The sequence below is a fragment of the uncultured Methanobrevibacter sp. genome (assembly GCF_937906425.1).
Taxonomy (GTDB): domain Archaea; phylum Methanobacteriota; class Methanobacteria; order Methanobacteriales; family Methanobacteriaceae; genus Methanobrevibacter.
Window position 1 is genome coordinate 1 of the sequence record NZ_CALCYR010000278.1, and the last position, 10,067, is coordinate 10,067.

Below are 10,067 nucleotides of genomic sequence, written 5' to 3' on the forward strand. Positions count from 1 at the left end.
TTAAAGTTCTTTCTTTTCACTTTTTTTATTTTTTTTATTTTTTAATTTTTTTTATTATTTAAAAATTATTTTTAAAATTTTATTTAATTTGGTATCTTATTTTCTTTTTTAAGAATTTTAATTAATTATTTTTAAAAATAGTTGTTTTCAGTTTAAAGTTACTGTTTTTAGATTTTAAGAAAAAATAGAAGATTAAATAATTAATCTTCTTCTTGGGAATACATTTCCCTTAATTCTCTTCTAAGTAATTTCCATCCATTTACTCTTGGAAGTTTATCCATTGTAAATATTTTTCTAGGAACCTTGTATCTTGCCAGGTATTCCTTAGCGTATTCTATCAATCCTTCCTTGTCTTCTTCATCCTTCCAAACGACTGCTGCAACTGGAAGCTCTCCCCTATGACAGTCTCCAATACTGAAGATTGCAATTTCATCAACTTTCGGATACTTGATTAATATTTCCTCAACCTCTGTAGGATATATTTTCCAACCGCTCATTACAATCATGTCTTTCTTTCTGTCGGTGATGAACAAACGATTGTCCTCATCTATATAACCGATGTCTCCTGTTAAAAACCATCCGTCTTCTAGGAATGATTCCTTTGTTTCCTTTTCCATTCCCCAATATCCTTTAGCTATTGCAGGTCCTCTTAAGGCTATTTCTCCATGCTCATATTTGCCTAGAATCTTGTCTGAATCATCTTCATCCACTATCTTTAGCTCTGAAAAGCAGACTGGATGACCTACACTTTCAAATCTGTCTGCTGTCTCATAGTCTTCAGGTCTGATTACAGTTCCTGTACCGATAACGATTGTTTCAGACAATCCATATGCGTTAATGATTGGAATGTGATATTGGTCCATGAATTTCTTCCAGATTTTTCTATGCAATGGTCCTCCTCCGCTGATGATTTCCCTGACTGTGAAAAGCTTTTTTCTCTTTTCCTTTTCAAGATTTGTCAAGGTGTGAATCACTGGAGGCATACCTGAAAGGACACTGACATTTTCCTTATCGCAAAGCTCAAGGTACTGGTTTATTTCAAAGAATTCCATCATAATGTAAAGGGCTCCTGCCCTTAAGGCAGCAACTGCCCATGAAATGCCTACATGAGCCATTGGATATATGCAGAGGAAGGTGTCATTTTCCTTCAATGTCAAAACGTCACATGCATTATGGATTGAGGTAAACCAGTTTCCGTGAGTCAACATGGATCCCTTAGGCTTTCCTGTTGTTCCTGAAGTGTATTGCAATTGGCATAAGTCATCCCAATCAGTTTCCTCTGCAGAGAGCACTTCACTTCCTAAAAACTCTTCACAATTTTCCATGATGTGATATTCTGCATTAATGTTTGAGATTGTGTCGATGGCATCTTCATCACATATGATCAGTTTTGCCTTTGAATCATTTACCATATATTCAATTTCTGCACTTGTAAGAATTCTATTGCTTGGAATAGCTATTGCGCCTATTCTCCATATTGCAAATAGTGAAAATATATATTCTGGAGAGTTGTTTAAATAGATTAATACTCTATCTCCCTTTTCTATTCCCTTTTCCTTTAGCAATCTTCCAATTCCTGAAACAATTGAGAGTATTTGGGAAGAATTGTATCTGATATTTCTTTCTGGAGAATAAAAAACCTCTTTATCTAATCTGCAAGCATTTGCATCTAGGAATGTAGTGATATTTAACATCTTATGCCCTCTTATCATTGTAATTAATTTTTAATTATTAGTCTTATTTTTAATTTAAAGAACTTTTATTAGTTTTTTAATTCTTTATTTTTTATTTAAAGAATTTTTATTAGTTTTAAAAGTTTTTATTTTATTTTTATTTTTTATTTAAAGAATTTTTATTAGTTTTAAAAGTTTTTATTTTTAATTTTATTTTAAATTTTGATTTAAAGAACTTTTATTAGTTTAAAACTCTTTATTTTTAATTTAAAGATCTTTTGTCATTTTAAGGATTTGTATTGTGTTAATTTATTTTTGCTTTTTAATTTACAATAATCTTTGGATTTCACTTATTATTTCCTTAGTTACTTCCATTGTCTTATTGTTTCCGCCTAAATCTGGTGTTAAGCATTTTCCTTTTTCCAAAACATTTTCACAGGCATTTTTCACTGTTTTTGCATAGTAATCCTCATTTAAATATTCAAGCATCATTGAAACGGATAATATCATTGCAATTGGGTTTGATATGTTTTGCCCAGCTATGTCAGGTGCAGATCCGTGAACAGGTTCAAACAATCCATGTTTGTCGCCAATGTTTCCGGAAGGTGCAAGTCCCAATCCTCCAACAAGGCCTGCTGAAGCGTCTGACAGTATGTCTCCAAATAGGTTTGATGTAACGATTACATCAAATTCCTGTGGCTTTGTAAGAAGGTACATTGCAGTTGCGTCAACATAGTAGTCATTTGTTTTTATATTTGGAAATTCCTCTGCAACCTTATAAAATGAGTCTTTAAATACTCCATCTGTCTTTTTCAGGACATTTGCCTTGTGTACACAGGTTACAGATTCTTTATTGAGTTTAATTGCCTGATTGAATGCAAGGCGTGAAATTCTTTCGCTTGCCTTTCTTGTGATTATCCTTTTTGCAACAGCCTTGTCCCCTGTTTCAGTTTCTTCTCCTGAATAGAGACCTTCAGTATTTTCCCTGACTATTAAAAAGTCCAGATCATCAAATAGGCAGTTTACTCCTTTAAATGATTTTACAGGTCTTAGATTTGCATAAACATCCAAGGCTTGTCTAAGAGTAATTATTGGACTTTTCTGACCTGGTGTTGATGTGATTGCACCAAAAAGGGTTGCCTTTGCATTTTTTGCAATTTTTATTGTTTCCTCAGGGATGGTTGTCTGATTTTTTTCAAAGCATTCCCTTCCGGCTTCAGCCTCTATAAAATCAATGTTCAGGTCTAAGGATTCAAGAACTGCTACTCCTGCTTCAGTCACTTCCTTGCCTATTCCATCTCCATCTATTCTTGCTATCCTTATCATTATTAACAGAATCCTTTTTTCCTTAAATAAAAATTTAATAAATAAAATAAATAAAATAAATAAATTAATAAAATAAATAAAATAAATAAAATAAATAAAATAAAATATGAATAGATAATTAAAATGTCAAAAATATTGATTTTCTTCATTAATGAGGCTAATATTTTTTAATATTTTAATTATTTTCGTATTTTATTATTTTAAATTTTTTTAAATCTATGATTTTTAAATATTTAAAATAGATTTTTAAATATAATAATTATATCTCATTTAAAGTATTTTAATCTTTTTTAATTTTCTTACTATGATGTATATGTATGTGCATTATTGGTTTCTTTTATTTTGCAGTGTTTTGGTTTTTTTAAATTTTATTTGTATAGTATAATACTGTTCGTAATATATAGAAAGGTTTATATACCTATAAATTAAAATAATAATTAAGTATATGTAATTATAAAAATTGATAATAAGTAAAATTATTATTGATTAATAATTCCTTGCATTAAAAATATATTTGGATAATTAGGATGGTAATATTATGGAAAAATCAATTGAAGATTTAATTTTAGACTTAAAAGATTCTGATGATTTTGTTAAGGAAGAAGCAGTAGGTTTACTTGAACTTAAAGGTGAAGAAGCTGTAGAACCTCTTATTGGTGCTTTAGGTCAAAGAAATAAGGATATTAAAATAAATGCTGCAGATATTTTAGGTGCTATTGGTGATACCAAAGCAATTCCAGCTTTAATTAAAACTTTAAATGATAGAAATAAACTTGTAAGAAGAGCTGCTTCCACTGCTTTAACTAAAATGGGTGATGAGGCTATTGAACCTGTTATGGAACTTTTAGATAATGACAAATGGAGAGTTAGAGGAGCTGCATGTTGGATTTTAGAAGCTTTAAATGCAACTGAAGCTATTCCAAAACTCGAAGAATTATTGGAAGACGAAAGTTCTTTTGTACAATATGGTGCTAAGGACGCTCTTTCTAAACTTAAAACTGAATAGATAGTTTTAATTCTCTTTTTCTTTTTACTTTTTACTTTTACTTTTTAACCTTTTTTTTACTTTTTTTTTTACTTTTTTCACTTTTTTACTAATTTTATCATTTTTTTACTATTTTTAGCTATTTTAAGATTTTATTTAATAAAAATTTTTAATAATTTTATCATTTTTTTTACTATTTTTAGCTATTTTTATAATTTTTTTATAAAAATTTTTAATAATTTTATCTTTAATGACTTTTTAAAATTATTATTTTTCATACACTCTCTATAAGTTTATTTATAATGTTTTACAAAATATTATTAATTTAGTATTGGCAGATTAAATTTTATTTTTAATTAAATTTTATTTTTTATCAAATTTTATTTTATTTCTTAAAAGGGTATACTATGATTACAATAACAAAAAAAGAAGAAGATGTTTTAAACCATATTAAAGCTCATGGCAATGCTTATGATGAATTTATACCAATGTCTCTTATTAAAGATGAAATGAATATTTATGAGCATGATTTAAATGATTTATTAAATAGTTTAAAAGCCTTAGGTCTTGTCATTTATGAAAATTCCAATGTTAAATTGGAACGTGTTGAAGAGGAAATAAATACTGTGGATTCAAAACAGGACGTTCTTTTGGCTGAATTGAATCAAAAGGAAAAGGCTTCATTTGAGCTTATAAAAAGATTAGTTGATGATGAAAATATGGTTTCAAGATACAAGATTGAAGGAAGTCTTCTTTATGGCGACTTACATTTAACTGATTTTAGAATGTATCACATTATCTTATCTTTGGAAAATAAAGGGCTTATTGAACCTATTTATAAGGAAAATGGGGATTATTATAAGCTTTTATGATTAATTTTTAAATTTTTATCTCTTTTTATCTCTTTTTATCTCTTTTTATCTCTTTTTATCTCTTTTTATTAATTTTTATCAGATGTTTTGCTTTTGATTTTTATTTTATTTTTTCTATTTTTATTTAATTTTTAATTTTAGGTTTTTCGGATTTTTTTATTCTGTTTTTTCTATTTTTATTTAATTTTTAGATTTTAGGTTTTTTTAGAAATTATTCTTATTCCAGTTTTTCTAAAAATTCATTGATCATATTGTCTATTTTTTCAATATTTCTTCCAATTAAAAGGTTATGTTTGGTATTCTCAAGAAATATAATCTCTGAATTTCTTATGTTTTTATGGATTTCCTCCTGGTGTTCAATGTCGGTTAATTCGTCATCCTCTCCTCCTATGATAAGTGTTGGAGATGTGATTTTATAAAGATTTTCCTTGATATCTAATGTATTTCCAGCTTTTATTCCTTCAAGAATTCCTTCACAGTCTGCTTCCTTTGAAGCATTTATTTTAATTGTCTCCAGTGTTTGCCTATTTTTTTCCAAAATCTCTTCACAAAGGCAATATGGGATTATGGTGTCATAAAAGTGAAGGAAATCAATTTTAATGGCCTTTTCAAATGATTTGAAAATTGCCTCCAGATGTGGTGTAAACTCACAAAAGCTTGACATGATAATCTCTCCCTTGACCATCTCATTATGCTTTGCAGTGAAGTTCATTGCAATGTTTCCTCCTAATGAAAGGCCAATGAGAACTACCTTATCTATATTCAATGACTTTAGCAAATAAAAGAGATCTTCTGTATAACAATCTATTGTGATTTCCCTTTTTCCTTTTTCAGATTCTCCATGTCCTCTAAGGTCAAAAATCAATGTTTGATAGTTTTCATTTAATTTTTCGCTTAATATTTTCCAATAATTGAGGTTATCGGATAATCCATGTACAAATACAATTGTAAAATCACTTTTTGGATTTCCATTAAGCTCGTAATTGATTAAAATATCATTAACTTTTATTTTAGCCATGTTTTCACTTTTGTTTTAATTTTTTTAAATAGTTTTTATTTTAATAATAATTATTAAAATCTTATAAATAAGTTTTTATGATTTTTATGATTTTTATGATTTTTATGATTTTTATGGTTTTTTAATAGTTATTTTACTGGTTTTTATTTTTTAAATGATTTTAAAATCTTTTTAACTATTGTATTTATTTTTCAAATTCCACTTATTTAATCCTTGTTTTTTTATAGATTATTGTATTTTCTTTTTAAAAAAAGTCTTAACATAGTTAATAATTTAATCAGTAATATTTATATGATATTATGTAATAATATATTAATGATTAATAATTTCTTTTAAATTTTTATGAAAAGTTATTAATTAGTATTGTAGTTTTTAGGTGTTAATTATGATGAGAATAAGTATGTCTTTACCAAAAAAGCTTTTAGCTGAATTTGATGAAGTCTTAAAGGATAGGGGTTATCAATCTCGTTCTAAAGGTATTCGTGATGCTTTAAGTGATTATATTTTAAGATATCAATGGATGAATGAAATGGAAGGTCAAAGAGTAGGAGTTATTACTGTAATCTATGACCATCATTTTACCGGTGTTATGGAAAGCCTTGCTGATATTCAACATGACTACAGAAAGGAAATCAATGCTAGTATGCACATTCACATGACTCACAAATACTGTATGGAAGTCATTGTTGTAAATGGAGAAGTTACACAAATTAGGGATTTAACTGAAAGAATGATGAGACTTAAAGGTGTTGAACATGTAAAACTTACCAGTACTGCAAATGGTGAGGCATTGGATCATGAACCTGACCACGATCATTCAGATTCAGAATTATAATTAATTAAATTATTTTAAATTATTTTAAATTATTTAATGGAATTTATTTGTTTTATTTATTAATTTTTATTAATTTTTATTAATTTTTATTAATTTTCATTAATTTTCATTGATTTTTATTAATTTTTTAAAAATTTTAATTAATTTTATTTAATTTAATTAATTATTCAATAAATTTTTATTATTTTTAACATTTTCTTATTTTATTAACTTTTTTTTAATTATTTTTTTTCAAATTACTTGTTTTGTGTTTTGTATGAAGTTTAAGGTAAATTCTTATCATTTTAATCTTTTAAGGGATTATGAAAGGTTAAGTGTTTTCAAGGAAGCCATTGATGATTTTTCAAAAGAAATGTCTCTTGAATGCTCTGACAATTTGGAAGCTTCCAATCTAAAAGTTGCATATGATTTAGGTGCAGGCAGCGGAGTTTTAACTTATTTTGCAAAGGATTATTTTGATAAGATTTATTCAGTGGAGATGAGCCCTTCAATCATATCTTCAACAAGGGAAAATCTTGAATTGTTTGATAATGTTGAGGTTTTTAATCAAAATGTTCTTGATTTAGACTTTGAAGAGCTGGAAAAGGCAGATTTGATTATCTGTGAAATGCTAGATACTGCCTTAATTGATGAAGAGGAAGTTCCGGTTTTAAATCATGCAAGGAAATTCTTAAAGGAAAATGGAAGGATTATTCCTCAATCAGTTATAAATGCTGTTGAATTGGTTTATCTAAACAATCATTTCATACAATATGAAGATAATGAATCCAGTCCAATTTATGAAATCTTGACTGAAGATAAGATTTATTCGGAATTTGATTTTAGAGAATTTATTGAAGAGGAATTCAGCACAGTCATAGAATTTGAAATCAATGGGGACTTTTTCAAAAAAGAGGCAGTCCTTGAAAAATCTGATTGCTTTAATAAGGATGAAAATAAAATTAAAATTAACGGACTTAGATTAAGTAGCTATACAAAATTGAATGAAAATATTATATGCGGTCCCACTCCAATGTTAAATCCTGTGATGCTGGTTCCAATTGAGGAATTTGAGGCAGATATTGGTGAAAAGATTAAAATCAAACTTGAATATGTGATGGGGGGAGGAGTTGAAACAATTAAAACAGAACTAATCAGATAATTTGATTTTTTCTGTTAAATTATTTATTTATTTATTTCAATTTTGTTGTTTTTTTGCTGGTGTTTTTATGTTAAATGATTTGGAGAATATTAAAGGGGACATAAAAGAGTTTTTAAGCGGCTGTTCTTCTTTAGTTATTTTAGGAATTGGCAATGATATTCGGGGGGATGATGGATTAGGTCCATATATCATTTCTAAATTGTCCGATTTAAAGGAATCTCGTCATGAAAGTGTCCAAAAGCCAATTGTGAATATGGATAAGCTCTATTTGATTGATGGAGGTTCAGTTCCTGAAAACTTTACAGGGCTTATTAAAAAGCACAATCCTTCACATATCATTCTAATCGATGCCAGTTTAATGAATAGGAAAGCTGGAGAGATAGCTATTGTGGATAAGGAAAATATTTCGGATATTAGCATTTCCACCCATTCAATGTCTCTTTCATTTTTAATCAGGTATTTGGAGATGGAAAAGGAGTATAATATTCAATTCATTGGAATTGAGCCTAAAATCATGGATTTGTCTATGGAATTAAGTGAAGAAGTTGAATTGGCTTCCAATAACTTAATTAATATATTTTCAGAGATTCTTTTTGACTAAGTTCTTTAATAAAATTAATTTTCTCATTTTTATAAATATTTTTTTTAATAAATTTTATTTCCAGTTTTTATTAAACATTTTTTTATAAAATTTATTTCCAGTTTTTATTAAACATTTTTTTAATTTATTATTTCCGCTATTTTTTTAGAAAGCTTATTTTAATCTTTTAGGCTTTTTTTTAAGAAAATTTTATAAAAAACTAATTTTAAATATAATATTGAATTAAAACTTATTGTGATTTTATGAAAAAAGTCTTGTTTATCGGTTCCAGATTATATGATGATCTCAGTTATCATGTTAATGAGCTTGGAATTGAAAGTATTATAACAGAATCTAATGAAGATGCTCCCAATTTGGATTTGCCTACAAAATATTATATAGTTCCTCGTGGAATGGACAAACCTATGGAAATTGCCATTGAAGAGGGTGTTGATGCAATCGTTCCCCTTTTAGGTATAGATCCTCCACTTATGGATGTTGCAATCATGAAGGAGCAAATCGAGAGAGAACACAATATTCCAGTTATCTCCTCCAATGTAAATGCTGTTGAAATAGCTTCAGATAAAATAAGAACAAAGGAGTTTTTCAAGTCAATCGGTCTTAATGTTCCAGAGGCTAAGGTCTTGGCTAAGGATGACTTTAAAAGTGAGGATGAATTTTTGGAAAAATTAGGATTTGACTTTCCTATTGTCCTAAAGCAGGGTGAAGGTCAAGGCGGTAAGGACATTTGCATAACTGATGACTTTGATGATGTTTTGAATTATTTTGAGAATTTTTCACAGGCTTTGATTGAAAGGTTTATTGAAGGAAGTGAAGTTTCCATAGAGGTTGTTTCATGGAATGGGGAGTACCTGCCTCTTGTTCCTGTCTATAAGGGAGATACCAATTTGGAAGGTATTCATCCAATAAAAAGGCTTAGGTATGGCCCATGTGATTTTGAAGGATTTGACAATGAGGAATTTAGAAGGATTGCAAGGCATATTGCCCAAAGTCTTAAATCTGAGGGAACCATTGATATGGATCTGATATATTCCAAGGATGAAAATAAGGTTTATGCTATTGAAATAAACACACGCCCTAGCGGAACAAGGTATTTATCCTTTGCATGTACAGGATTTAATCCATTGAACCTATTGGTAGACATTGCAGTAGGTGATTTTGATGTCAAAAGTCTTGAGAGGGAAATGAAGAAGTTTTACACTTTGGAAATTCCTATTGGTAATTATGAAGGTCCCAAACCTCAAGAGCCTTTAAAGGAGTATATCAATGGAAATTTCATAGTTCATGGTCCAAAGGATTATGAAAGAATTACCATTAGAGGAAATACTCGTGAAGAAACCTTTGAAATTGCTAAGGAATTAACTGGAAATGATTATTCCATTAACTAATTTATTAAATTCTTAATTTTTTTAAGTTATTTTTTTAAGTTATTTTTTTAATATAATATTTTTTTTATAATTTTTGGCTTTGTTGAAATCCTAAAAATTTTTATAAAAAATTTCCTAAAATAACTGATTAAAATAAATAAAATAAATTTTTAAAATAGGTTTTCAACAGACCCATTTTTTTCTTATTTTTTGAGTTAGGATTTATCTATTATTTTTTTCTTATTTTTT

Annotated in this window: 9 protein-coding genes; 6 read left to right on the forward strand and 3 right to left on the reverse strand. The window is 27.9% G+C overall.

Annotated features, from left to right (window positions below; translation table 11 throughout):
- Nucleotides 1–200 precede the first annotated feature (200 nt).
- Nucleotides 201–1,694 (reverse strand): class I adenylate-forming enzyme family protein, encoded by a 1,494-nt coding sequence (locus Q0138_RS08095; RefSeq protein ID WP_297983178.1) that lies wholly within the window; start codon nucleotides 1,692–1,694, stop codon nucleotides 201–203.
- Nucleotides 1,695–2,000: 306 nt separating this feature from the next.
- Complete coding sequence (gene aksF, locus Q0138_RS08100) at nucleotides 2,001–2,999, reverse strand: homoisocitrate dehydrogenase (protein WP_297983180.1); 999 nt, start codon at nucleotides 2,997–2,999, stop codon at nucleotides 2,001–2,003.
- 538 nt (nucleotides 3,000–3,537) lie between these two features.
- Here aksF and Q0138_RS08105 point away from each other — a divergent pair.
- A complete protein-coding gene (locus tag Q0138_RS08105; protein ID WP_297983182.1) occupies nucleotides 3,538–4,005 on the forward strand; it encodes a HEAT repeat domain-containing protein in 468 nt (155 codons plus the stop codon).
- 386 nt (nucleotides 4,006–4,391) lie between these two features.
- Nucleotides 4,392–4,856, forward strand: a complete 465-nt coding sequence (locus Q0138_RS08110; RefSeq protein WP_297983184.1) for a hypothetical protein — start codon at nucleotides 4,392–4,394, stop codon at nucleotides 4,854–4,856.
- Nucleotides 4,857–5,073: 217 nt separating this feature from the next.
- Here the strand turns inward: Q0138_RS08110 and Q0138_RS08115 are convergent, their stop codons facing one another.
- Complete coding sequence (locus Q0138_RS08115) at nucleotides 5,074–5,874, reverse strand: alpha/beta fold hydrolase (RefSeq protein ID WP_297983186.1); 801 nt, start codon at nucleotides 5,872–5,874, stop codon at nucleotides 5,074–5,076.
- A 385-nt stretch (nucleotides 5,875–6,259) separates the two neighbouring features.
- On the opposite strand from Q0138_RS08115, the gene nikR reads away from it, so the two are divergent.
- The 4 genes from nikR (at nucleotide 6,260) to Q0138_RS08135 (ending at nucleotide 9,839) form a co-directional block, all read left to right on the forward strand.
- Nucleotides 6,260–6,709, forward strand: coding sequence for a nickel-responsive transcriptional regulator NikR (gene nikR, locus Q0138_RS08120; RefSeq protein ID WP_297983189.1), 450 nt, complete (start codon nucleotides 6,260–6,262; stop codon nucleotides 6,707–6,709).
- Nucleotides 6,710–6,965: 256 nt separating this feature from the next.
- Complete coding sequence (locus Q0138_RS08125) at nucleotides 6,966–7,850, forward strand: methyltransferase domain-containing protein (RefSeq protein WP_297983191.1); 885 nt, start codon at nucleotides 6,966–6,968, stop codon at nucleotides 7,848–7,850.
- Between the two features lie 67 nt (nucleotides 7,851–7,917).
- Entirely contained in the window at nucleotides 7,918–8,451 is a 534-nt protein-coding gene (gene hycI / locus Q0138_RS08130) for a hydrogenase maturation peptidase HycI (RefSeq protein ID WP_297983194.1), read from the forward strand.
- A gap of 242 nt (nucleotides 8,452–8,693) precedes the next feature.
- Nucleotides 8,694–9,839, forward strand: coding sequence for an ATP-grasp domain-containing protein (locus tag Q0138_RS08135; RefSeq protein ID WP_297983196.1), 1,146 nt, complete (start codon nucleotides 8,694–8,696; stop codon nucleotides 9,837–9,839).
- The last annotated feature ends 228 nt before the right edge of the window (nucleotides 9,840–10,067 follow it).